Below are 24793 nucleotides of genomic sequence, written 5' to 3'. Positions count from 1 at the left end.
AATACATATTATGATTTTTGGCTCCTGAACACTCACACAGCACATCTTGCGAAAATATCGCTCCGCAGAAATGCCGTTTAGCATACAAATAGATATTTTTTGTATGTTTTTACAATCACTTCCAATTTTTCAAAACAGAAAATGGAGAGAATTTTTGCTCTGCTTCTTCTAAATTTTCAACCATATTCATCTGTATCCCCTCTTTACGTGGATAATGATTAATAGACAACTCAAAAAACTCTTCCATGATTGCACCAATATCAATTTTATCATCATAAAACACTTCAGGAGTATCAAGCCCCTCCACATCTAAAAACAATTCTCCTGTATCCTCTGATATTTTAGGCTTCATCAAATTTGAATCTTCAGGAACAAAAACAACCTCAATATTTTCACAAAGGATATTTTCTAATGGTTCTAATGTAACAACACATAACTGCAGTATACGCGCTTGCAATAGACCTTTTATACGCACTCCGCGTTTTTTCCACGGGAAAATATGGAATTTTCCCTCACAAGATTTTACTTCAATTAAATTATGGTTCTGGGCTAAATGTGTACATTCTTTTTTATTTGCACAAAGATGAACCCTTATACCTTTAGCAGGTAGAGAACGTACGGATATTGGATAAGCCAAAGCAAATGTCATTTGAGGAACATTTTGAACATTCATTGACAACTCCCAAACATAAAAACGCATAAAGCACTGTGTTTTTATTTATCTCAAGTATTTATGCATTTTTTTCTTTTCTAAAGAAATTCTATATGGCATAATTTGCTTTATAACAGGGAAACTCAGTGTAAGCTACGGTAGATTAAGTTAAAATTAGAAAAAACTTGAGGTTGCCTTCTTGTCCTACATCTCAGTATAAAAAGGAGATATCATTGTTTCAAATGCCTCACATAATAGCCTTAATCAAACGTAAATTATTAATTGGTCTATCAATAGCAAGCATAGGAATGCTTGCTGGGTGTAGTCTTCTTGATTCTTCAGGTTCGAGCCAAATTTATAGAGAAGGCTATGTTCTTGATAAAAATGCTTTAAGTTCTATCTCTATTGGCTCAAGTCAAGAGCAAGTTCTTTTAACTTTAGGGACCCCTTCATTAAAAACAAAATATGATAATGAAGTTTTTTATTACATCTCACAGACACGTTATCGTGGGATGCAGTTTATGAAAACAAAGATTATTGATCGCAAAGTTTTAGCCATTTACTTCAATAAAAATAATCAGGTTGCAAAAGTTGCAAATTACGGATTACACGATGGTCAAGTGTTTGATTTTATTACACAAACAACGCCAACTGTAACGAAAGAACATCCTTTCTTAATTCAAATTATAAAAGGCCCTGCGAATTTGCCACGCCATAACTAAATCATATAGTCTACATACCGTTTCAATATTATTAGGTCTGATACTATCAGACCTAATAATAGGGGAATTTGTAGCTCTTAGAGGCGAACTTTTTTTGCCATACTGTCGAGAACTGCATTAACAAGTTTTGGTTCATCACCTTCAAAAAACGCCTTTGCTATGTCAACATATTCATTCATGACAACCGCAACGGGGACATCTTTACGGTTGATCAACTCCCATAAACCTGCTCGTAAAATTGCTCGCAATATAGAATCAAGACGTGAAAGAGACCACTCTGCTGAAAGCTGTTGATGAAGCAGAGGATCAAGCTGCTTTTGATCTTTTACAACACCCGTTATAATCGCCAAAAACCATTGAAAATCAGCTTCAAGATACTGCTCTCCATCAATATCTTTTCCCAAGCGATAAGCCTCATACTCAGCTGCCGTTTCCAACACCCCCGAACCCACGATATCCATTTGATAGAGTGCTTGAACTGCAGCGAGTCTTGCTGCTCCACGTTTATTGGCTGAACGCGGAAAATGTCTGCTTTTTATATCAGCCATATTTAACGATTATCTCCAAATCTCTTTTTTAGAGCGATCATACATAAAGCAGCTTCAGCCGCAAAACCACCTTTATTTTTATCATCTAGTTTTGCACGCACCCATGCTTGTTCTTCATTTTCAACAGTCAAAATACCATTTCCAATAGCCAAGTGCTGATGAACAGTTAAATCCATCAATGCACGACAAGAATCATTAGCAACAATTTCAAAGTGATATGTTTCACCCCGAATAACACAACCAAGAGCAACATAACCATCATACGATATCTTATTTTTTTCAGCAAAAGCTATTGCACTTGGTATTTCTAATGCTCCAGGAACCGTTACAACATCATAACTTGCTTCAGCTTTTTGCAAAGTATTCACTGCACCTCTCAAAAGCGCATCAGAAATCCCCTCATAAAAACGTGCTTCAACAATCAATACGTGAGGCTTTTTACGTATCTCTTTCATCATAATGGAATTCCACAAAAAACGAATCAAAAAAATCAGGGTTATAAAGCATAAAATTCGGAAAACGATCAAGAAAGTTTTGGCTTATTCATCTTCTCTTTTTAAAGCTAAAGTTTTTGCAGCATAACGAGCAAGTTGATCAATTTCCAAATTGACCCGATCTCCAATTTTAGCTTGTCCCCACGTTGTCATTTCGAGTGTATGGCGAATAATAAGAACATCAAAAACACAGTCCTCAACACCATTAACAGTTAAAGATGTCCCATTAAGAGCAATAGATCCCTTATTAACAATGAAAGGCATAAATTGTCTTGAAACTTTTAAATAAAAACGAATTGCATCCCCTTCATTTTTTTGATCAATGATTTCAGCCAAACCATCAATATGACCAGAAACCAAATGTCCTCCCATTTCATCACCCAATCGAAGCGAACGTTCCAAATTAACAAAAGTTCCTTTTATCCATTGTGCAAGATTCGTTAAACGTAATGTTTCTTCCCACGCCTCGACAACAAACCAATTGGAATCTTCTTGTTTTAATCCTCGTTCTACAATTGTCAGACAAATTCCTGAACAAGCAATTGACGCGCCAATTGCTAAGCTTTCTATAGCATAGCCGGTAGAAATCTTTAAACGCATCCCCTGCTTTAAAGGTTGAACATCTTCAACACAACCAATATCCGTTATAATTCCTGTGAACATAATGTCTTACGTCTCCATTTATAAAAACGGTCATTTCCAAACATTCTTGTCTCAATCTCATGAAACTGCGAGAGATAATTTCCAAAATGAGGGGCTTCAATACGATTTTTGCCTAAAACAATGGGGGTATGAAAACATATCAAATGATCAACACAACCAGCATTCAAAAATTTTTCCCCTGTCTTGACGCCCCCTTCCAATAAAACACTATTAATCCCATGTTTATAAAGCATCTGTAAAAGAGCAAAGGGTTCTACACAACCATTGTTCATCTCGACCGAATAAACAGACACACCATATTGCTCCAATGCATTTTTTTTGCTTTTCTTTGAAAGATCCACATCACAAATAACCCATGTAGGAATTTTTATGGCTGTTTGGACAACTTTTGCATCAAGGGGGATAGATAAATCTGCATCCAAAATAATACGAATTGGTGAGCGCATCTCCATCCCTGGCAAGCGGCAATTGAGTTGTGGATCATCTGCTAATATAGTACCAATACCAACGAGGATAGCATTATTTTGAGCACGTAGAATATGCGTATGGGCATGAGAAAGTGTTCCACTAATTTTTACGCTGCCCTTCTCTCTTTTTCCAACACCATTATCGGCAGAAATTGCCATTTTAAAAGTAACCGCACAGCGTTGTATCTTCCTTATGCACCAATGCGTCCATAAGGATTCAAAAGCCTCTTCAGCTAAAATGCCCTCAACCACTTCAATACCCGCCGCTCGTAAAAGAGCAATACCATGACCATCAACACGCTTGTCACAATCAGTCAGCGCAACAACAACTCGAGAAACACCTGAATCAATAAGTGCATTCACACATGGCGAAGTTTTTCCATAATGCGCACAAGGTTCTAAAGTAACGTAAGCAGTCGCTCCTTGAGCCAAAGAACCTGCCATGTGTAAAGCTTGCACTTCCGCATGAGGACTCCCATGAATAGCTGTTACGCCATAGCCAACAATAAAAGCTCCCGCACCATTATCGTTTTGCACAATTAACGTACCAACAGAAGGATTCCCACCTGTAAGACCGACATGACGTTCTGCTAAACGAATAGCTGCAGCCATAAACCGTTCATCTTGCACTTTTTTATTCATCAAAACGAGATTCTGTATCCGCGATACCCTTTGACAATTCATCTATAACATCGTGAAAATCGCTTGCATTACGAAAATCTCGATACACAGAAGCAAAACGAATGTAAGCAATATCATCAATTCTTTTCAATGCTTCCATCACAAGACGTCCAATTTTTTCTGAAGAAATCTCTGGTTCTCCCAAACTTTCCAGCTGACGTACAATGCCAGAAATTGCTCTTTCAATATGATCAGGATCGATATTGCGTTTACGTACAGCCACATCAACTGATCGCATTAACTTATCACGATCGAAGGGTTCACATCGTCCACTTTTTTTAGCAACCAAGAGCTCGCGCAACTGAACACGTTCAAAAGTTGTAAAACGACCACCACAAACGGAACACACACGACGGCGACGAATCACTGCGCCCTCTTCTGCTGGACGTGAATCTTTAACCTGTGTATCCTCATATTGGCAGTAAGGACAGCGCATCCTTTGTATCCTTAACAAGTGCTAAGATAAGAGTAAAGAGGAAATTGATTCGTTATATCTTTTACCTTTTTCTCAACAGCCATTTCAACGGCATGATTATCTTCATCACTTTTTGCGCTCCGAAGACCATCAAGAACTTCTGAAATCAGATGACCAACTTGAATAAACTCTTTTTCTAAAAAACCACGCGTTGTGGTAGCAGGTGATCCCAAACGAATTCCCGATGTTATAGATGGCGTTTCAGAATCAAAAGGAATACCATTTTTATTGCAGGTAATATGAGCGCGTCCCAAAGCCAATTCAGCACGTTTACCTGTTAGATTTTTGGAACGTAAATCAACCAACAACAAATGATTATCTGTACCACCAGAAACAATATTAAAACCATTACTCTGTAATGTTTTTGCTAAAGTTTTCGCATTAGCGACAACATTGGCACTGTAACTCTTGAAAGAGGGACGCAAAGCCTCCTCAAACGCAACAGCCTTTGCGGCAATCACATGCATTAAAGGACCACCCTGAAGACCAGGAAAAATTGCAGAATTAATTTTTTTGGATAAAGCCTCATCATTTGTCAATATTAAACCACCACGAGGACCTCGAAGCGACTTATGTGTTGTTGTTGTTACAATATGCGCATGTGGAACAGGTGAAGGATGCACGCCACCAGCAACAAGACCAGCAATATGAGACATATCAACGAGTAGATGAGCACCAATCTCATCTGCAATTTCACGGAATCGCTTCCAGTCCCATAGCCGTGGATAAGATGAACCACCCGCTATAATAAGTTTGGGCTTACGCTCTTTTGCCAGCTGCTCAACTTCATCCATATCAATAATCTGATCTTCTCTACGTACACCATAGGAAACAACATCAAACCATTTTCCTGACATATTAACAGATGAACCATGCGTAAGGTGACCACCAGCATTTAAATCTAATCCCATAAATGTGTCATTAGGCTTCAGTAAAGCTAAAAAGACAGCTTGATTCATTTGGCTACCAGAATTAGGCTGTACATTTGCAAAAGCAGCACCGAAAAGCTGTTTTGCCCTTTCAATGGCTAAATCTTCAACGACATCAACAAATTGACATCCACCATAGTAGCGGTTTCTTGGATAACCTTCTGCATACTTATTAGTTAAAACAGACCCCTGCGCTTCAAGAACCGCTCTTGAAACAATGTTCTCTGAAGCAATCAGTTCAATTTCATGTTGTTGACGCTCAAACTCCCCTCTAATTGCATCAAAAATTGCACCATCAACAGTTTGTAAACTATCATTAAAAAAGCGCTTTTGTGCGTCATTTTCTTGCTGAGTCATAAAACACATTCCTAACATAAAAAAATAAAGTCAAGAAACGATAACACAGCAAACCATGCAAACCAAACATTTTAAACCACTTACACTCAAAAATAATGAAGCAAATATTTATCTTATTCTTTGTTATAAAAACAGCGAAAAACTTCCCTCTCAAGAATGGTAAAAAATGAGATTACATTTCTTTTTTTACACTCTTAATTTGTTTACACCTTTTACAAAAAATATCTATAATCTAAAGAAATTCAATAATTTAATGATTAGAAATAATTTATAATGTGAAAAGCTGAATATAATAGGCAAAGTTAATACGAAGGCAAATAAGAATGCTAACCAAAGTTTTTATTGATGGTGAACATGGCACAACCGGACTACAAATACAAAAACGCTTAGAAAGGCGTACAGATTTAAAACTACTCTCTCTTGCTCATAAAGATCGCCATAATGTTCATCTGCGACAAGACTATCTTAATCAAGCCGATATTGCTATTTTGTGTCTTCCAGATGATGCTGCACGCGAAACAGTTCATTGGCTTAAAAAAAATAAAAACATTAGGATTATTGATAGCTCGACAGCCCACCGTGTTGCACCAGACTGGGTTTACGGTTTTCCTGAAATGACAGCAGGACAAAGAAAGCGCATCCAAGCTGCACATTATGTAACCAATCCCGGATGCTACCCTACCGGGGCCATTAGTTTGATTCGCCCCCTCCGTGAAGCAGGACTACTAGACGCCTATTATCCCATCTCGATTAATGCAATCTCCGGCTATACCGGTGGTGGGAAACAGTTGATTTTACAAATGGAAAATCAATCTCAACAAAATATTCAGGACAATTATTTTATCTATGGTCTTAATCTTGAACACAAACATGTGCCAGAAATCAAAATCTATGGACAAATCAATCAAACCCCACTTTTTATACCAAGTGTGGGTCGTTTTTCTCAGGGAATGATTGTGAATCTTCCTCTGCATCGCCATTTATTCACAAAATCAGCAAACTGTTCTGATTTGCGCGAAATTCTCGCAAACCATTACGATGGACAAAATACCATTTTAGTTGCATCACAAGAAGAAACTGCTTCACTTCAAAGACTTAATCCAGAGTGTTTAGCCAATAAAGATGATATGAAACTGTTCGTATTTGGAAATGATCGTGAAGGTATTTTTAATCTCAGCGCCATATTCGATAATTTAGGAAAAGGCGCATCAGCTGCGGCTATACAAAACCTCGATTTAATGCTTTCAAGCGACTAAACCTCCTTAAACACAAACTTTTATTCAACAACGCGATATGCCCCTTTTGTTGCTCGCCAGTGCGCAACCGCAAAACATAACACTGCTAGTGCCATACTTTGATGAATGAGCCCTAAACTTATCGGAACCTCATGTAACAGTGTTAAGATACCCAAGAGTGCTTGGATAATAATCATAACACAGATAAGAAATGCACGACGAGAATGGGTTGAATGTGGAACATTTTTTTGTACATAGAAAGCATGAACAACTGAGACAATAAATAAAAAATAAGAAAAAAACCGATGAATAAATTGAACCATTAAGGAATTTTCGAATAAATTGAGCCAAACAGGACGATGCTGCAACAATCCATCAGGAATAATCTGCCCATCCATAAGCGGCCATGTATTATAGACTTTTCCAGCATGAAGCCCTGCAACCAAAGCTCCGAAATAAATTTCTATCAAGACGAGAATAACAAGCCAAGCCGCAAAATATTGCACCTTTTGATTTGCTGGCTTTTCTGAGTATTCTGCAAGTCCTCGAGATAAATAAGTAACAAAAACAATAACAAAACATGCCGTTATAAGATGAAATGCCAAACGATATTGGCTCACACTTGTTAAATTACTTTGCCCAATCCCTGAAGCAACCATCCACCAACCAATAAAGCCTTGAAAGGCGATAAGAATAGGCACGACAATAAGCGGAAGTAAGATATTTTTTTCAACACGCTTAGTCGCCCAAAACCAAATGAGCCCCAATAAAGCAACAAGACCAACAAGACGCCCAAGAAAACGATGCGCCCATTCCCACCAAAAAATGACCTTAAAAGCACTTAAAGTCATATCAGGATTAAGCAGCTTATACTGTGCTATCTGTTGATATTTTAAAAATTCCTCTTGCCATTGATCCGCACCAATCGGTGGAATAACGCCATGTATTGGCTTCCATTCCGTTATAGATAATCCTGATCCCGTCAAACGAGTAGCGCCACCCACTAAGACAATTGCCAAACAAAGCAATAAAATAGAGTAAAGCCACACCTGTATTTGTTTTCTATTTTTCTTTTGCACAGATGTTAAAATGCTATTGTTTAATCTCTTTACTGCCATCTCTGATTGCCCCACGCTTCTCTCCAACTAAAATGCATTTTAAAATTTAAACATTAACTCTTTGTCTATTTTAGTATGTACTACAACTTTAGCAAAAAACAAGCATACCACTATAACATGCGATACATATTTCTTTTTTTACGAAGCTTATGATGCAACAATGCGATAAACAGTCTTTGGAAAGCTGTCTACCATCCGCATCATCCATTCTTGTTCATTAAGAACAGTATTACAAATATAATAGTCTGTTAGCTCTGCAAATTGCTCAAATCCATATTTTGGTTCACTTGCCATCTCTAGGATGATAAAATCATATTCTTTTTTAAATTCTTGTAATATATGAGAAATATCATTTGAAAAATCTTGTGCAGAAATAGCACTTGTTAACCCCTGAGGAAGAATATCAACCCCCGTATCATAATCACGGTAAATAACATCATGCAACTTGGCATTGCCCGTTAAAATATCACTCAGTCCGCGATGTGGGCCAATGACTTTCTCTATTTGTTGACCAGAAATATCGACCAACAAAATTGTTTTATTCTCTTTTGTGAGATGAAGTGAAAGCTTTGCCGCTGTCCGTGCTGCCTCTGGTCCAATGATTGAAACAATGGTTGAAGCACGCCATTTCAAAACATCAGATAATCCCTCTATCGTAATAAAAGCTTCAAAATTTTTCATTTCTTGAGAGACTAAAATACTCTCATTCTTCTTAAGAGCATTTTCTTTTGATCTCAAATCCTCTTCTGAGAGTTGGTCTTTTTTGCTTTTAAAGCACGGATAAAATAACAATATTCCTAGCAAAAGAGTAAGGAAGCTGGCCAATGCACTCACAAGAATATTTTTTCCATAAAGAACCATAAAAGAAATTGGTGCTAACGTTGTTGGCATAACCACGTGGATATTTGTATTTTTAAAGAGAAGAGGATCATCACTCAATCTCCGATATGAATCAATAATTTTTTCTCTTCGTTGAGCAGACTTGCTCATCGCTTCATTTTGTGCATCGACTGCTGCTTTTATTTTATTTTCAAACTCGTTAAATATTTCATTCAAAGATTGGGATTGATCTTTTACAAAAAAGTTCATTCTTTTTTTGAGCTGTTTTTCTAATTCCGTTGCAATAACCTCATCTGAATGAACTTGATAAACGATTTGTAAAATTTTATTTTTTAATTGATGAGAAACTGTCTCTAATTCTGCAGTCATCGCTTTAATTTGAGGATGTGTCCACCCCAATTGCGCAGCCATATGTGCTCTTTGTGTTTCCAAGAGGTCACGTTTAGATTCCAGAGAAACAATTGCTGAATTGCCTGCAATAAACGATAAAGACAGTAAAGACTGCCCATTTTCACGCATCATATTAATTGTTGAATTCAAACTTGTTAAATGAATACGCTTTAAAGTTGCTTGCGTTAATTGCATCGAAAGATCATGAAGCTCTGTTTGTTTTACACCATGCTGAATAAAAGAATCAACAGATTTACGAAATTCCTGCACGATATTAACGATTGCAGTATTATCATATTGTTTGTCTTCTAATTTATCATTTAACAAAAATTGTTTCTGTTTTATGATTGCTTGTGAAAATGCGGAAAACCAAATTTCCAACCCACGTTGAGCTGCTTCAAGTGTCTCGGCTTCAAAAGTAAGATCGATAAAATCACCATGACGCGATAAATGGATATTTTCATGATTTTTTTTCTTATAAGAAGCACTTAAAGAAAAATTCGAATCATTGAAGAACATAGGCTGTGAAAACAAAAAAGCGATAACATCGTCTTGCTTTTTAATTGGTAATGGTTTTCCTACAGAATCAGATAATGAAAATACTAAAGTTGCTTGGTAACCACGGGGCTGGACAAAATAATACAACCAAATCAAAGATACACATAGCATTTGTAATAGCAAAACAATCAAAATGCTTCGCCATACGGTACGTACGAATAGTCTTTTATTACACTTAAGACTCATCTTTATTTTAACCAGCAAAATACTTCTTCATATTGTTTTATTAAGAGAAAGTAGTAACTATCCTCTTAATTTGCTGTCATATTATTTTGAGATAAGAAAAACATAAAATTTAAGCATAAATGTTCAACAATAGCTTTAAAGAACTTAATTCATATTTTTTTTGATATTCTCTAATTGCCTTTTTGCTTCAGAAGTAATAACGGCTCTAATGGTAATAGACCCATCATCATGTCCTTCTTGCACTATTTCCGCAGAGTTTTCATAAAACCAATCGATAAGCGACATTTCATGAGGCTGTAAAAGATATTCAATGCTTTGCACCTCTCCAAAAATTCGCACTTCAATGGCTCTTAATAATTGATCAAGTCCATCCCCTTTAAGTGCTGATACCATGAGAGCAGGATTTAATCGTGTTTTTGCGCTTGTTTGTAAAACACTCAATGCTTGCCCATCCAACATATCAATCTTGTTCCAAACTTCTATGATATGCTCCATATCATCAATATCGATATCGAGACTTGAAAGCACTTCTAAAACATCTTGAGCATGTGCTCGATGATCAAGATCTGACATATCTCTTACATGAAGAATGAGATCCGCTTCAACCACTTCTTCAAGGGTTGCTCTAAAAGCTGCAATCAAATTTGTTGGCAAATTAGAAATAAACCCTACAGTATCAGACAAAAGAATAGTTTTTCCATGGGGAAGGACAACTTTGCGCAAAGTCGGATCAAGCGTTGCAAATAACATATTTTTTGCTAAAACATCTGCACCGCTTAAACGGTTAAAGAGAGTTGACTTTCCTGTATTCGTATATCCTACCAGTGCCACAACAGGATAAGATGTTTTTTTCCTTTTTGCTCTATGAAGTGCACGTGTTTTAATAACCGTTTCTAATTCGCGGCGAATACGAATAATTTTCTCTTGTAAAAGACGCCTGTCTGCTTCAATTTGCGTCTCACCAGGTCCACCTAGGAAGCCACGCCCTCCCCGTTGCCTTTCCAAGTGTGTCCAACTACGCACAAGCCTCCCTTTTTGATAGGACAAACGCGCTAACTCTACTTGCAAAACTCCTTCTTTTGTTCGTGCACGATCCCCAAAAATTTCAAGAATCAAAGCCGTTCTATCGATCACTTTACAATTCCATAATTTTTCTAAATTACGCTGCTGTACTGGCGTTAAAAAGTGATCTACAATCGCAAGCTCAATAGAATATTCATCTATATAACAGGTTAACGCATCTACTTTACCTTTTCCAAAGAGAGTCGCAGAGCGAGGCGTTGCAATATTAATCGTTTCATAATTAACAACTTCTAACCCTATAGCACGCGCTAACCCTAATGACTCTTTAACACGAGAAGATACAGAACACTCTCTCAAAGAGCTTTCACTTCTATTTTCTTGAAAAAACGGTATCAAAACAAGTGCGCGCACCTGTCCTGTGTTCTGCGCAAATACCCCTCCTAATCTCTCATTTTCATTTATCATAGCAATCTAAGTACTTTTAAAATGGGATAAGAGGTCTATCTTAAAATGATATGTTTACTCAGGACTTTCACCCTCAAACATCTGTACAGGCTGCCCAGGCATAATCGTAGAAATAGCATGCTTATAAACCAATTGCGCGTGTCCATCTCGGCGTAAAAGAACACAAAAATTATCAAATGAAGTTACAATACCCGTGAGTTTAACGCCATTGACAAGAAAAATTGTAAGGGAAATTTTTTGCTTACGCACCGTATTTAAAAACACATCTTGTAGGTGTTGTGATCGCTCTGCCATTATTCTTACACCTTTATCTAGATTGCATAAAATATTCGTGCATGCATATCGACTGAAAAATATCCAATTGTCAACGTAGAAGCTTCAAAATTCAGCAACAAACAACTGAAATTAGAGAAAAAACGGCTCTTTAAGGCAATAATAAAGTACAGCTTACGAAAAGCTATACTAAATTAAAAATTTTTCCACGTTTACTTTTTTATGAGCTTACAATTCAAAGGCATACTTTTATACGTCCTAAGCTATTACAGACTATATGTGATGATGAAACTGCTTCGTTTAGAATTAATAAAAGTAAGCGGACAACAACATTTATTAACGATTATCGGTATTAAAGAGAGGCGTTCGCACCTTACTGTATATATAACTGCTATTAAATTGTCCTTATTTCAAAGACTGCCGGCTTATAAAGCTTTTTATAAACACAAGTTGTAAACAGTATTTTTGTTTTTGTTAGATTTAAATAATAAATTGTTTTTACTATATTTTATAACATTTTTAAACAGGGTATAAGAAACTGCGTTAACTTTATCTTGATAAGTTTTTAAAATTTTTCCCTAAGCATATTCCTTTCTAAATAATTAACAGCTAGTATATAGAAATTATGTGGAAGAGGACGTATCCCTTTTCCGGCTGTAAGAGTACGAGGCGAGTATGGCACGCAGAACCAAATTGCAAACATTTGAAGTTGAAGTTGAAGAAGCCCTCACAAAAGCTATGAACTTTGATTTCGATGACACAGGATTTGAAACGATATCATCCAATAATTCTGAAAATGTTGTTAATGTTGATGATCTGATTCAAAAAATTGCAATGGCAGAAGAAGAATTTTTTGCTGAAAACGGTACGTCAACTTTTGTTTCTAATATTCATGATGAAGCTGTTATTGATAAATCCGTTGTTGAACAGCTTTTTGCTCCAAAACCTTCACCTGATATTTCAGGTGGAACTGTTCATAATACATTATTGCCTACAAAACTTCTTCCTGCAAATGATGATATAACAACCCCTGTAAATTTTGGACCATTCAAGCAGCGTTCTTCCTCTCGAGTCTACTGGTATACAACAGCGCTTAGTGCTTTATGGGCAACGGGAGGAGCTTTTATTGCGCATAAGCTCGCACCTACCGGACTCAGCTCCTTATCCAATATCAGCACTTTTGTTACATCCCCAACAGGACTTGCTGTAGCAGCCGGAACAGCAATTCCTATCCTTATATCTTGGGGCGTTGCTCAATTAACAAAACGTTCAAACGACTTGCATAATATTGCGCTTCTTATGACCAATGCTGCACAGCGCCTTAGTGAACCACAACATCTATCTGAAAAACAAGCTATTGCTATAGGGCAAACCATTCGTGAAGAAGTAGCGGCAATGAACGAAGGTATTGAACGTACCCTCGGACGTGCTGTTGAACTTGAAGCAATCATACAAGGTGAAGTTCACAATCTAGAACAAGCCTATGCTGAGAATGAATCACGCATTCACACATTAATCAAAGAATTGAGTAATGAACGCATAGCCATTTTGAATCACGCAGATCGCGTACAATCAACAATTAAAGGAACCCAAGAACAACTGAGTGATGAATTTGGTTTGGTTACCTCTAACATTGTGACCAATGTTGAAAAGCTTGCACAAACCCTTTCTCAAACTTTACAAAAACAAGGTGAAGACCTTGTTGAAAAACTTTCCCATGCCGGTGATGGCGTAACAAATCAACTTGTTGAAAAATTTAACAAAACAACAACACAAATTCAGCAGAAAAACACGGAATTTTTTCATGAATTAGGAAAAAACTTTGATGGTTTTGCAAAACGATTTGATCATAATGAAAAACAAATAGAAAAAACCTTTAATGAAACAGCTGAAAAAGCGGAAGTACATGTTGCTAAAATTGCAACACATATACAAGCAGTAACAGATCAAACTTTGCACGCTGTCGATGAAAAGTTTAAAGCCTTGGATAAAGCTCTTATTGATCGTAATAATCAATCTCTACAGAATTTTGATGAGAAGATCTTAAAGCTCGACGACCAAGCACATAAACTCTCTTCTAAATTTGATAACGTAACCTCGCAAGCAATTGGAGCCTTTGAACAACGTTTAGCAACTGTTGATCTTTCTCTTAAAGAACATAGTGATTCCATCATTGATTCCTTTATAGAACGCAGTCAGGCTTTAGAGGATAATGCTGAAAAACTTGGTAATTTCTTGGAAGCTCATGTCTTGAAAATAAATGAGAACCTCCAAGAAAAAACAGCAGACATTACCCATGCATTTACAAATGGACGTGAAGCCATTCTTTCTGCAATTGATAAAAGTAAAGAAAGTCTGAGAGAAGAAATTCAATATGTCGACAATGCCATTGTTGATATCATACAAGAACGTTCACAAGATTTTAAAGTACAACTTTCTGATCAACGAGCTCTTATGGCAGACATGCTCGATAACGAGAAAAATAAAATTGCGGATACATTAAGAAATCAAATTGATGTTTTGTCCCAAAATACTTCTCATATTGAAAAAGTTTTGGCTGATAATGTTCAAGTCGTTGATAAACAAGCTGAAAATCATATTACAAACATCATTCAATGCACTGAAAAGCTACAAGATGTCATTGTACAAAGCTGCAATACAACCCAAGATGCTTTAGAAGCACAGGCGAGAAATATTGATATCCGTGCCGATGCTCTGCGCGACTCTTTAGCGATTAATAGTTTTTCTCTCAATGAAGTTCTTGCCGATCAAGCACGCACACTTGAGCAACGCATGGAAACAATCCATAACCTCATTGCAAAAAGTGATATACGTGTCGATGTTGCATTGAAACAACAAATAGATTTAGTTGAGAGTGCAATTGTCGCCAATAATAAAAACATTACTGAAACGGTTCAAGATCATATCAGAAACCTTGAAAACCATGCCGAAATTTTAAAGAATACTCTTTCTCAATCGAGTGGTGTTTTCTTTGAAACCCTTGAAACACGTATGGAATCATTTGATACAGATCTAGAAGATCGTGCACACAAAATTTTTGAACGAACAACAACGCTAGAGGAAACATTATCTGAAAAATTCAGCCAAATCTGTGAAGCCATTGATATGCAAACATCTGTTATTGAGGAACGTTCTGACACGTTAAAAACGTCTCTCATTCTTAATAATGAGCAAAGTCAGATAATTCAACAAGCGCTGGAAAGTAGTGTTGACAATATGCGTGTAACCTTAGAAGACTCTGTTAATACAGTTACAGATAACCTGCATAATAAGATTATAAAAGCTTCTGATATTCTTTCTTCTACGAGTGAACAAATTCTTTCATCTGTTACAAATGTTACTGCACAAGCAGAAAATATTCTCTCAGAATCAGGCAATCGCATTGTATCAAATGTCAAAAAAACTGTTTATGATACCAGTGAAAAAGTTCTGTCCGTTCTGTCTGAACAAACAGCGCATACTGTTGAAGCTTTCGCAACAGCCAGTCATAATGCACAAGCATTATTGAATGAAACTATTCACACATCAACAACAGCAATAGAGCAAGTCCTTAATGAACGCTGTGATGTTCTTCATCACTCTATGCAAAATCTTAAAAATAATTTAGGATATCAGCTCTCTGATGTCACGAGCCGTCTGGAAGATGCTGGAAATCAAACAACAACACAAATTTCACAACATGTTGGAAAAATAACAGAGCTTACAAATCACTTAAATCAAGCAGCGCAAAATACGACAGAATCAATTGATTCTTTAACACAGCATATCGGTGAACAACTCTCTCTTTCCACACAAGATGCTGAACAAAGAATTTATGCACATAATGAATCTTTAGTGAATAGCTTAACCAAAGCCAACTCTGAAACACTTCAAACAATAACGATTATGAAGGAAGAACTTGTTAATAATGTCTCATCCATCTTAACACAGTTGAATCAATCAATTCACAATTTTCACGAAAATAGTAATGTTTTATTATCGGCTGTTCAAAATATTGATGGGCAGTTTAATGAGAGTACGAATAATTTTTTCCGCAACACGGACCAAGTAGCAGAGCGTTTGTCAGCCTCAAATCAAGCGCTCAATACTAATGTTGAAATTCTGCAAGGACTTTCAAAGAGTACCTTTGAACAAATTAATCATATAACGAGCAGTTTTGGTGAACATGCAAAGACACTTTCCCAAACTATTCATGTTCTTGAACAGTCTGAAAATTCACTTAGTGCAACACTTGAAGAAAAACATAATACGCTTTCTGTATTAAGCGATGCTCTTGTTTCAAAGTCTCATGAAATTAATCAAATGATTGGGCATTATGAAAAAATCTTCAACTTAGCACTTGAACGCTCTGATAAGAATGCGCGTAATTCTACAAATTCATTCCAACAATCACTTAATAAGCTTGTTAGTGAAGCATCAACGCGTTTTTCAGAAGCAGCAGAAGATATACGTCGCTCCGCTGATGAAGTTCGTTTAGAGCTTTCAAAGATTAATAATGATATCAATGAAAATGTAAAAAAACTTCCAGAAAAAACAAAAGAAACAACGCAAACAATTCGCACAGCTTTGAATGAACAGATTACAGCGTTACAAGATTTAGTCAGTGTTATACAAAATGATCAAAAGAGCGTACAAAAACAGCTAATATCAGCATTTCCTACATCATCAATATTTAATCAAAAAAGTGACAGTTCCACTGAGTCTGTTAAAAAGATTGTGCCACCTAAGCCTATCTTGCAACAAGATCAAAGCAAAAAAAGACCAAATAAATGGGTATCAAATCTCTTAGAAAGAGCTTCACGTGAAGAAACATTTTATGATGCTCCCCCTAGTGATGATGTTTTAACATCAGTGCAAACAAAACCATCTCCTGCAAACTGCTCTCTTAATTCATTAGCTTCTGGTATAGTGCAAGCTATTAATCACAATGCCATTGTTGAGCTATGGGATCATTATCAACGTGGACAAAAAAACATCGTAACAGAACGCCTTTATACCTTAAATGGACAAAAAATATTTGAAATGATTAAGAAAAAATATATGAGCGATTTTGGGTTTAAACGTTCAGTGAATCAATATGTTACAGATTTCGAAAAGCTCTTACGTGATATATCGCGCAGTTCTGGCTCTTCCAACTCAGTTCGCAAGTACTTGATATCAGATACCGGAAAAGTTTACACTATGCTTGCTCATGCAAGTGGTCGAATCCAATAACAAATAAGAAAAGTGGAAAAAATATTTTTTCCACTTTCTCTCTCTCCAGTTGTTTTAATGGCTTATCATAGAGTACTTTTCTTTCAACTGTAGCTTTGTACTTCAAAGGTTGGGATAATTGGCATGCGAGTTTTCTTTGATATCCTAAGCAATAACCCTAAAGAAGCGTAATGGCTTATCAAACAACATATCATTCTAAGAATGATAAAGCATGTTTTCTATTTCCTTATCTTTTTCTTAACTTCTTTATTTTTCATAGTTTCATAAAGGTACAAAATCGGTAATAATTATTTTTATTAATTGTGAAAAAAATTCATGCTTTTGTATTAAAATAGCTTATAGAAACACTTCTATTTATTTTTTAAATGTTTTTATCCACATATTACTCTCGTTTGAATTATGTAAGTAAATGTTTTTTTATTATATTAGGTGAATTTGAAATAAAAGAAGCTTATTGTATTCAAATTTCCTATTCAACATACGAGATGATTCATTATAAATTATAAAGTAACGCATTATACGGAATATATGAACTTTAGGTATAAAACATGCAATTACAGCTGTTTCGGATATACTTTTCGTTTATTAAAACACAGATTTGTAAGTATATTAAAAATATACAGCTCGCATTATTAAGAGTTCAATTGAATAATAAACAAAATGACTTCCATTTTTAAAGTTCCAGTTTCCTTTTAAATAGCTGCAAAAACAATTTATAAATTGCAAATTGTTATTTAAAATTTCTTCTATCTCCCTATAGAAATTTAAATAAAGAAGATGAAGTTAATAGAAAACACTCTTCTTTTTTTTCCTTAATTTGTAAGCATTGCAAAAAAAATAATGGCTTGGTAATGTAATCATTAGTAATATTTTATTTGTTTGTAGACTAATCAATTTTTACGCGTTTTATTAAGGAAAGAAAAAGCTAATCGTGCTGCTATCAATGAAATTATTCATTGTGCACAAACAAAAAGAATCATCAAACTGGTTTTACGATCCAGAAGAGTTTTCTCATACTCATGCATTTTGATATTCAGAGAAATGAGGATCTATTAGTGGACAAAACCTTATCGTAGATGGAACATCTCATATACACATACGCTAACTTGGATATCATAAAAATGTCTAGAGAACGAAATAGTGATTTCAGTTCACCAAAAGCTGAACTTGACAGTGCCGCACTTTTTTATCACCAACACCCAAAACCTGGAAAATTGGAAATACAAGCAACAAAACCTCTTGATAATCAACGTGATTTAGCTCTTGCTTATTCTCCAGGCGTTGCAGCACCATGTCTTGCGATTCATGAAGATCCCAATCTTGCTGCTCAATATACCTCCCGTGCTAATTTAGTCGCTGTTATATCCAATGGAACTGCTGTTCTTGGTTTAGGAAACATTGGTCCACTCGCTTCCAAGCCAGTTATGGAAGGCAAGGCCGTTTTATTTAAAAAATTTGCGAATATTGATGTTTTTGATATTGAAATTGATGCATCCGATATAGAACAAATGGTACAAACAATATCGACCTTAGAACCTACATTTGGTGGTATTAATCTTGAAGACATTAAGGCTCCTGAATGTTTTGACATCGAAGAAAAGCTTCGTGCTAAAATGAAAATTCCAGTTTTTCATGATGACCAACATGGAACTGCCATTATTGTTTCTGCTGCTGTATTAAATGCCTTAAATCTTTCAGGAAAAAAAATTGAAAATGCAAAAATAGTTACCTCAGGTGCAGGTGCTGCTGCCCTCGCTTGCCTTAATCTTTTGGTTCGTCTTGGGGCGAAAGTTGAAAATATTTGGCTTAGTGACTTAGAGGGAGTTGTTTATGAAGGTCGCAAGACCCTTATGGATCGTTGGAAAATCAATTACGCACAAAAAACGGACGCACGAACTTTATCTGATATTATTGATGATGCGGATATTTTTCTAGGCCTATCTGCGGGTGGTGTTTTAAAGCCTGAATATCTTAAAAGAATGGCTCAAAATCCACTCATTTTAGCGCTGGCTAATCCAGTACCAGAAATTATGCCTGAAGAAGCACGCTCTATACGACCAGATGCAATGATCTGCACAGGACGCTCTGATTATCCCAATCAAGTTAATAATGTCCTTTGTTTTCCCTATATCTTCCGTGGTGCATTAGACGTAGGTGCTAGTGCAATTAATGAAGAAATGAAAATGGCCGCTGTTCATGCGATTGCTGCCCTTGCACGTGAAGAAACTTCAGATGTTGTAGCACGTGCATACTCAAAAGAACCACCCAATTTTGGACCAGACTATCTGATCCCCTCTCCTTTTGATCCGCGTTTAATACTGCGTATTGCCCCCGCTGTTGCTAAAGCAGCAATGACAACTGGTGTCGCCATTCGTCCCATTGAAGATATGGAGGCCTACTATGATATCCTCAATCGATTTGTCTTTCTTTCTGGTTTAACAATGAAACCTGTTTTTGCTGCAGCAAAAACAGCAAAACGTAAACGCGTCATCTATGCCAATGGTGAAGATGAACGCGTCCTTCGTGCAGCACAAGTTGTCATTGAAGAACAAACAGCAACGCCCCTCCTTATCGGCCGTCCACATGTCGTAGAAGCAAGATTAAAACGCTTTGGTTTAAGAATTCGTCCCGGTATAGATTTTGAATTAACAAACCCTGAAGATGATCCACGTTTTCGTGATTATGTTAATTTGTTTTTTCATTATACAGGAAGGCGTGGTGTTACGCCTGAAATGGCAAAAACAGTAGTGAGAACATCAACAACGGCTATTGCTGCCCTTGCCGTTATGCGTGAAGAAGCAGATGCAATGATTTGCGGCTTAGAAGGACGCTTTGAACGCCAACTTGAATTGATTGAACAAATTATCGGTCTTGATCCTAATGTTCACCGTTTTTCTGCTATGAGTTTGCTTATCTCTCAACAACGTACTCTTTTCCTTACAGATACTTACGTCAATGAAAATCCTTCTGCAGAAGAAATCGCTGAAATGACTGTGTTGGCAGCTCAAGAAGTTGAAGCATTTGGAATAACACCAAAAGCAGCCTTATTATCACACTCAAACTTTGGTTCTAAAAACACAGAAAGTGCGCGTAAAATGCGACGTGCAACAGAAATTCTTGCCAAATTACACCCTGATTTAGAAGCAGATGGTGAAATGCATGCTGATGCTGCCCTTTCCAAAGTTTTTCGTGATCGTGTTTTTCCTAATTCTCGTCTTAAAAGTGAAGCTAATTTGCTTGTCTTTCCAACACTTGATTCAGCCAATATCACGCTCAACACTGTTAAAAGCCTCACAAATGCACTCCATGTTGGTCCTATTCTAATCGGGGCAGCACGTCCCGCCCATATCTTAACACCTTCAGTAACTTCCCGGGGAGTTGTTAATATAACAGCCCTTGCTGTCCTTGCTGCCAATAGAAAAAATAGTCTCGTAAAATAAATGCGTAATAAAATTTCAAAGTTTTTTAAATATTGAGATATAGTATTTCATGTACTGTAAACCTCTTTTCTCTATAGATAAAGACAGCTATATTCTGGATTAAGTCTTTTTTTAAAAGAGAAAAAAGGCTAGAAGAACAATATTAAATGTATTTTGAATTTACTAACTCTATAATAAGGAATCCGTACATTGCCTTCCACGTTTGATAAAGTTGCTGATATCATTGCAGAAATCAGTGAAATTGATCGCAATACAATTACACCTGAAAGTCATACAATTGACGATCTAGGAATCGACAGTCTTGATTTTCTTGATATTGTTTTCGCTATTGATAAAGCTTTCGGAATAAAAGTCCCTCTAGAACAATGGACACAAGAAGTCAACGAAGGTACCGTTGCAACAGAAGAATACTTTGTTCTTAAAAACCTTTGTGCAAAAATTGATGATCTCGTTGCCTTAAAACAGGCGGAGTAGTTTTTTCGCCATGCATGATCAATCTGTATTCATCACTGGTATAGGTCTCATAAGCTCTCTGGGGGAAGGAACTGATCAACATTGGAATCTCTTAAATGATCCAATCCGTACACCAAACCTAGATTATACAACTTTTTCACCCTACACGGTTCATAAATTGCCCGAAATTGATTGGAGTTTACAAATTCCTAAAAAAAGTGATCAACGGCAAATGGGAACATGGCAGCGTCTTGGTACCTATGCGGCTGGTCTTGCTCTTGATGATGCCGGCATGAAAAATAATGAACAACTCACTTCAACAATGGATATGATCGTAGCTGCAAGTGGGGGAGAACGTGATATTACTGTTGATACACAGATTCTTTCTAAAGCGCGCGCAGTTGCCGATCATGCCTCTATGTTAAATGTTGCTCTTTCAACTGAACTTCGCCCAACATTATTTTTGGCACAACTTTCAAACCTTTTGGCAGGAAACATTTCAATTGTTCATAAAGTCACTGGATCATCTCGTACATTTATGGGAGAAGAAGGAAGTGGTCTTTCTGCACTTCAAATTGCTGTAGCTCGTATTAAATCAGGTCAAAGCACCCATGCTCTTGTAGGAAGTTCCTATAATGCACAAAGTTATGATATGTTGTTGGCGCATGAGCTTGGTGGTCTTTTAACCCATAATGGATGGAGCCCAGTGTGGGATCGTGAAATCCACCCCGGCGGCGGTATCATAGCCGGTTCTGGTGGTATCTTCCTAGTTATTGAAAGTGGAGAACATGCCAAAAAACGCAATGCACGTGCTTATGCTGAAATTAACCAAATTATTACAGACCAAACAGATAGAACCAAAATTCCACTTAGAGAGTCAATTGCAACAATGTTGAAAACTGCTGGCGCTAAATCTGCCTTAGCCATTTCAGCAGCCTCAGGAGCTCACGAAGCAACAAAAGCAGAACAAAATGCTCTTGATAATGCTGATCTATCTTATCGTGGCATTACAACATTATTTGGTTATATGAGGGAAGCACAATTTCCTCTAGCTCTAGCTCTTGCAGCACTTTCAATTGAAAAAAAACATTGTTTTCCAGCGTTAAGTCCTCATGAAAAACCTTTTTCTAAAGAAGTACGTGAAATATTTGTTACAACTATTGGTATAAAAAGAGCTGAAGGTATTGTGCGTCTTACAGCTGTTTGAAGGGGAAATTTCTATAGTGAAATATCATGATCATTTTGAGCGTCCACTTGTAGCAATAACTGGTGCAGGCATTGTCACATCACTGGGACAAGGGAAACATGAAAATTGGCAAAAATTAACAAGTGGTGTAAGTGGTATCCACAAAATAACACGTTTTCCCGTTGAGGGATTAAATACATATATTGCTGGAACAATTGATTTTCTTAAAGAAAGTACACTTGGTGCTTCAGCTCTCTCTGAGAAGCTTGCACATCTTTCTGCTGAAGAAGCTTTAGAACAAGCTGCTATTGATAAAAAAAAATTTAATGGACCACTCTTTCTAGCTGCTCCTCCTGTTGAACTTGAATGGAAAGCACGTTTTAGTCTTGATCAAGAGGAAGAATTCAATAATGAGCCTTCTTATGCACATCTTCTTAAAGTCTGTAAGGATAAACTCCATGAGACGCTTTTTGAAGCCACACAATTTGGTGCAATTGCAGAAAAACTTCAAAAAACATTTGGCACAAAAGGACTTCCTGTTACACTTTCCACTGCCTGTGCATCTGGTGCAACAGCAATTCAATTAGGTGTTGAGTCTATTAGACGGGGAGAAACAAATCGAGCTCTCATAATTGCGACAGATGGATCAGTTTCAGCAGAATCTCTCATCCGTTTTTCGTTACTATCTGCTCTTTCAACTCAGAATGAGCCTCCAGAAAAAGCAGCAAAACCCTTTAGCCGTGATCGAGATGGTTTTGTTATGGCAGAAGGCTCAGGCGCTCTTGTTCTTGAATCTCTTCAAAGCGCATTAAACCGTAATGCTACAGTTTTAGGAATTTTAGCTGGCTGTGGAGAAACCGCCGATGACTTTCACCGTACACGTTCAAAACCCGATGCATCACCAGCAATTGAATCCGTTCGCAAAGCTTTAGACGATGCAAAAATAACCATCAATGAAATTGACTATATTAATGCCCACGGAACTTCAACACCTGAAAATGAGAAAATGGAATATCTTGCATTATCAACAGTATTCGGTGATCTTTTAAAGCATATTCCAGTTTCTTCTAATAAATCAATGATTGGGCATACATTAACTGCTGCTGGTGCAATAGAAGCGGTTTTTTCGCTTTTAACCATTCAATCGGGGATACTTCCACCGACAATAAATTATGATAATCCTGACCCTGCGATCTCTTTAGATGTTGTTCCTCATCATAGCCGTAAGGCCTGTGTCAATGCGGTTTTGTCAAACTCATTTGGATTTGGTGGTCAAAATATGAGTCTTGTTATCACTGCATATAAAGGATAATCCTTTAATAATAAAATTTTATAACGCTAACCTAATAATATATTTAAGGGGGATGATAATGCGTGCACTGCAACTCTTCGATGATCGTCGGCTTGAAATCACCAATATTTCCCCGCCATCTTCACCTAGTATAGGTGAAGTAACTGTGCGGATAAAAGCCGTTGCTCTTAATCATATTGATGTATGGGGATGGCGTGGCATGGCTTTTGCGAAAAGAAAAATGCCACTCATCATTGGTGCAGAAGCCTCTGGTGAGGTTATACAAATAGGAGATGGCGTTGAACATCTCCAACTTGGACAGATTGTCTCAATTTATGGTGCACAAACCTGCGGAGTATGCCAAGCTTGTCATGAAGGACGGGATAATCTTTGCAGTCAGGTAAAGGGAGTCTACGGTTTTCACCTTGATGGATTTGCGTGTGAGCTTGTCAATTTGCCAGCACGTTTATTAGTTCCATCACCACCCCAATGTGATGAATTGCAGGCAGCAGTTGCTCCAATTACTTTTGGTACCGTAGAACATATGCTTTTCGATAACGCAAAACTACAAGCAGGAGAAACAATCCTGATACAGGCTGGTGGTTCAGGTATTGGTTCTGCAGCCATTCAACTTGCAAAACACATGGGCTGTACAGTTATCACAACTGTAGGTTCAGATGAAAAAATTGCAAAAGCACACTCTCTTGGGGCAGATCATGTGATTAATTATCGTAAAGATCGTTTTGAAGGTGTAGTGCGTAAATTAACCCAAAAAAAAGGTGTTGACGTTGTTTTTGAGCATGTTGGTGTAGATACATGGAATGGTTCTCTGTTATGTATGAAAAAAGGAGCACGTTTAGTGACTTGCGGTTCTACCTCTGGTGTTTCAGCACCAATAAATCTCATGCAATTATTCCAGCAACAGCTTAAGATATTCGGTTCATTTGGCTGCCGTATGGAAAATATGAAAAATGCCATGCAAAAAATGGCACAAAAAGCCGTACACCCTGTCATTGATACAATTGTTGGGCTGGATGAAATTGATACAGCTTTAAAACGAATGGAGAGCCGTGATGTTTTTGGTAAAATTATCCTTAAAATCGATTAAATCA

19 protein-coding genes are annotated in these 24793 nt (G+C 36.9%); 8 read left to right on the top strand and 11 right to left on the bottom strand.

Annotated elements, in window-relative coordinates:
* Nucleotides 1–115: 115 nt before the first annotated feature.
* Nucleotides 116–673 (bottom strand): DUF177 domain-containing protein, encoded by a 558-nt coding sequence (locus ACFIK0_RS05755; RefSeq protein ID WP_273791380.1) that lies wholly within the window; start codon nucleotides 671–673, stop codon nucleotides 116–118.
* 221 nt (nucleotides 674–894) lie between these two features.
* On the opposite strand from ACFIK0_RS05755, the gene ACFIK0_RS05750 reads away from it, so the two are divergent.
* Nucleotides 895–1374, top strand: coding sequence for an outer membrane protein assembly factor BamE (locus tag ACFIK0_RS05750; RefSeq protein ID WP_375663641.1), 480 nt, complete (start codon nucleotides 895–897; stop codon nucleotides 1372–1374).
* 77 nt (nucleotides 1375–1451) lie between these two features.
* Here the strand turns inward: ACFIK0_RS05750 and nusB are convergent, their stop codons facing one another.
* The 6 genes from nusB to glyA all read right to left on the bottom strand — a co-directional run bounded on the left by nusB (nucleotide 1452) and on the right by glyA (nucleotide 5988).
* Nucleotides 1452–1922, bottom strand: a complete 471-nt coding sequence (gene nusB, locus ACFIK0_RS05745; protein ID WP_273791381.1) for a transcription antitermination factor NusB — start codon at nucleotides 1920–1922, stop codon at nucleotides 1452–1454.
* A gap of 2 nt (nucleotides 1923–1924) precedes the next feature.
* Nucleotides 1925–2380 carry a 6,7-dimethyl-8-ribityllumazine synthase gene (locus tag ACFIK0_RS05740; RefSeq protein ID WP_273791382.1) on the bottom strand — a complete coding sequence of 152 codons (456 nt, stop codon included), beginning with the start codon at nucleotides 2378–2380 and terminating at the stop codon, nucleotides 1925–1927.
* Nucleotides 2381–2461: 81 nt separating this feature from the next.
* A complete protein-coding gene (locus tag ACFIK0_RS05735) occupies nucleotides 2462–3079 on the bottom strand; it encodes a riboflavin synthase (protein ID WP_375660044.1) in 618 nt (205 codons plus the stop codon).
* Nucleotides 3061–4188: a bifunctional diaminohydroxyphosphoribosylaminopyrimidine deaminase/5-amino-6-(5-phosphoribosylamino)uracil reductase RibD gene (ribD, locus tag ACFIK0_RS05730; RefSeq protein ID WP_273791384.1), complete on the bottom strand. Its 1128-nt coding sequence runs from the start codon at nucleotides 4186–4188 to the stop codon at nucleotides 3061–3063. Before ribD ends, ACFIK0_RS05735 begins: the two co-directional genes overlap by 19 nt.
* Nucleotides 4181–4663 (bottom strand): transcriptional regulator NrdR, encoded by a 483-nt coding sequence (nrdR, locus tag ACFIK0_RS05725; RefSeq protein WP_273791385.1) that lies wholly within the window; start codon nucleotides 4661–4663, stop codon nucleotides 4181–4183. Before nrdR ends, ribD begins: the two co-directional genes overlap by 8 nt.
* Nucleotides 4664–4674: 11 nt before the next feature.
* The gene (glyA, locus tag ACFIK0_RS05720; protein ID WP_273791386.1) at nucleotides 4675–5988 is read right to left on the bottom strand and encodes a serine hydroxymethyltransferase; all 1314 of its coding nucleotides are present in this window, start codon (nucleotides 5986–5988) and stop codon (nucleotides 4675–4677) included.
* Between the two features lie 323 nt (nucleotides 5989–6311).
* Between glyA and argC the strand changes: the two genes are divergently transcribed.
* Nucleotides 6312–7244, top strand: coding sequence for an N-acetyl-gamma-glutamyl-phosphate reductase (gene argC / locus ACFIK0_RS05715; RefSeq protein ID WP_273791387.1), 933 nt, complete (start codon nucleotides 6312–6314; stop codon nucleotides 7242–7244).
* A 20-nt stretch (nucleotides 7245–7264) separates the two neighbouring features.
* Here the strand turns inward: argC and ACFIK0_RS05710 are convergent, their stop codons facing one another.
* The 4 genes from ACFIK0_RS05710 to hfq all read right to left on the bottom strand — a co-directional run bounded on the left by ACFIK0_RS05710 (nucleotide 7265) and on the right by hfq (nucleotide 12097).
* Complete coding sequence (locus ACFIK0_RS05710) at nucleotides 7265–8356, bottom strand: COX15/CtaA family protein (RefSeq protein ID WP_375663637.1); 1092 nt, start codon at nucleotides 8354–8356, stop codon at nucleotides 7265–7267.
* Between the two features lie 132 nt (nucleotides 8357–8488).
* Nucleotides 8489–10315, bottom strand: a complete 1827-nt coding sequence (locus ACFIK0_RS05705; protein ID WP_375663636.1) for a hypothetical protein — start codon at nucleotides 10313–10315, stop codon at nucleotides 8489–8491.
* A 144-nt stretch (nucleotides 10316–10459) separates the two neighbouring features.
* Entirely contained in the window at nucleotides 10460–11803 is a 1344-nt protein-coding gene (gene hflX, locus ACFIK0_RS05700) for a GTPase HflX (RefSeq protein ID WP_375663635.1), read from the bottom strand.
* A 54-nt stretch (nucleotides 11804–11857) separates the two neighbouring features.
* Entirely contained in the window at nucleotides 11858–12097 is a 240-nt protein-coding gene (hfq, locus tag ACFIK0_RS05695; protein WP_005773461.1) for an RNA chaperone Hfq, read from the bottom strand.
* Between the two features lie 654 nt (nucleotides 12098–12751).
* Between hfq and ACFIK0_RS05690 the strand changes: the two genes are divergently transcribed.
* From ACFIK0_RS05690 to ACFIK0_RS05665, 6 genes are all read left to right on the top strand, one after another.
* Nucleotides 12752–17311 (top strand): hypothetical protein, encoded by a 4560-nt coding sequence (locus ACFIK0_RS05690; RefSeq protein ID WP_375663634.1) that lies wholly within the window; start codon nucleotides 12752–12754, stop codon nucleotides 17309–17311.
* Between the two features lie 1121 nt (nucleotides 17312–18432).
* Nucleotides 18433–20751, top strand: coding sequence for an NADP-dependent malic enzyme (locus ACFIK0_RS05685; protein ID WP_375637478.1), 2319 nt, complete (start codon nucleotides 18433–18435; stop codon nucleotides 20749–20751).
* A 189-nt stretch (nucleotides 20752–20940) separates the two neighbouring features.
* Complete coding sequence (locus ACFIK0_RS05680) at nucleotides 20941–21225, top strand: acyl carrier protein (RefSeq protein WP_005773457.1); 285 nt, start codon at nucleotides 20941–20943, stop codon at nucleotides 21223–21225.
* Between the two features lie 10 nt (nucleotides 21226–21235).
* Entirely contained in the window at nucleotides 21236–22411 is a 1176-nt protein-coding gene (locus ACFIK0_RS05675; RefSeq protein ID WP_375631264.1) for a beta-ketoacyl-ACP synthase, read from the top strand.
* Nucleotides 22412–22427: 16 nt separating this feature from the next.
* Nucleotides 22428–23702: a beta-ketoacyl-ACP synthase gene (locus tag ACFIK0_RS05670; protein ID WP_375663633.1), complete on the top strand. Its 1275-nt coding sequence runs from the start codon at nucleotides 22428–22430 to the stop codon at nucleotides 23700–23702.
* A gap of 58 nt (nucleotides 23703–23760) precedes the next feature.
* Nucleotides 23761–24789: a zinc-binding dehydrogenase gene (locus tag ACFIK0_RS05665; RefSeq protein ID WP_375637475.1), complete on the top strand. Its 1029-nt coding sequence runs from the start codon at nucleotides 23761–23763 to the stop codon at nucleotides 24787–24789.
* Nucleotides 24790–24793: the final 4 nt, after the last annotated feature.

This window comes from Bartonella sp. CL63NXGY, from assembly GCF_042194905.1.
In the GTDB taxonomy this organism is placed as follows: Bacteria; Pseudomonadota; Alphaproteobacteria; order Rhizobiales; family Rhizobiaceae; genus Bartonella.
Note: the sequence above shows the minus strand (reverse complement) of the source record. Positions and strands in the feature narration are given on the sequence as shown.

Coding starts and splice junctions, on each gene's coding strand:
- ACFIK0_RS05755 (WP_273791380.1), bottom strand. CDS start 673: ATGAATGTTCAAAATGTTCCTCAAATGACATTTGCTTTGGCTTATCCA.
- ACFIK0_RS05750 (WP_375663641.1), top strand. CDS start 895: ATGCCTCACATAATAGCCTTAATCAAACGTAAATTATTAATTGGTCTA.
- nusB (WP_273791381.1), bottom strand. CDS start 1,922: ATGGCTGATATAAAAAGCAGACATTTTCCGCGTTCAGCCAATAAACGT.
- ACFIK0_RS05740 (WP_273791382.1), bottom strand. CDS start 2,380: ATGATGAAAGAGATACGTAAAAAGCCTCACGTATTGATTGTTGAAGCA.
- ACFIK0_RS05735 (WP_375660044.1), bottom strand. CDS start 3,079: ATGTTCACAGGAATTATAACGGATATTGGTTGTGTTGAAGATGTTCAA.
- ribD (WP_273791384.1), bottom strand. CDS start 4,188: ATGAATAAAAAAGTGCAAGATGAACGGTTTATGGCTGCAGCTATTCGT.
- nrdR (WP_273791385.1), bottom strand. CDS start 4,663: ATGCGCTGTCCTTACTGCCAATATGAGGATACACAGGTTAAAGATTCA.
- glyA (WP_273791386.1), bottom strand. CDS start 5,988: ATGACTCAGCAAGAAAATGACGCACAAAAGCGCTTTTTTAATGATAGT.
- argC (WP_273791387.1), top strand. CDS start 6,312: ATGCTAACCAAAGTTTTTATTGATGGTGAACATGGCACAACCGGACTA.
- ACFIK0_RS05705 (WP_375663636.1), bottom strand. CDS start 10,315: ATGAGTCTTAAGTGTAATAAAAGACTATTCGTACGTACCGTATGGCGA.
- hflX (WP_375663635.1), bottom strand. CDS start 11,803: ATGATAAATGAAAATGAGAGATTAGGAGGGGTATTTGCGCAGAACACA.
- hfq (WP_005773461.1), bottom strand. CDS start 12,097: ATGGCAGAGCGATCACAACACCTACAAGATGTGTTTTTAAATACGGTG.
- ACFIK0_RS05690 (WP_375663634.1), top strand. CDS start 12,752: ATGGCACGCAGAACCAAATTGCAAACATTTGAAGTTGAAGTTGAAGAA.
- ACFIK0_RS05685 (WP_375637478.1), top strand. CDS start 18,433: ATGTCTAGAGAACGAAATAGTGATTTCAGTTCACCAAAAGCTGAACTT.
- ACFIK0_RS05675 (WP_375631264.1), top strand. CDS start 21,236: ATGCATGATCAATCTGTATTCATCACTGGTATAGGTCTCATAAGCTCT.
- ACFIK0_RS05665 (WP_375637475.1), top strand. CDS start 23,761: ATGCGTGCACTGCAACTCTTCGATGATCGTCGGCTTGAAATCACCAAT.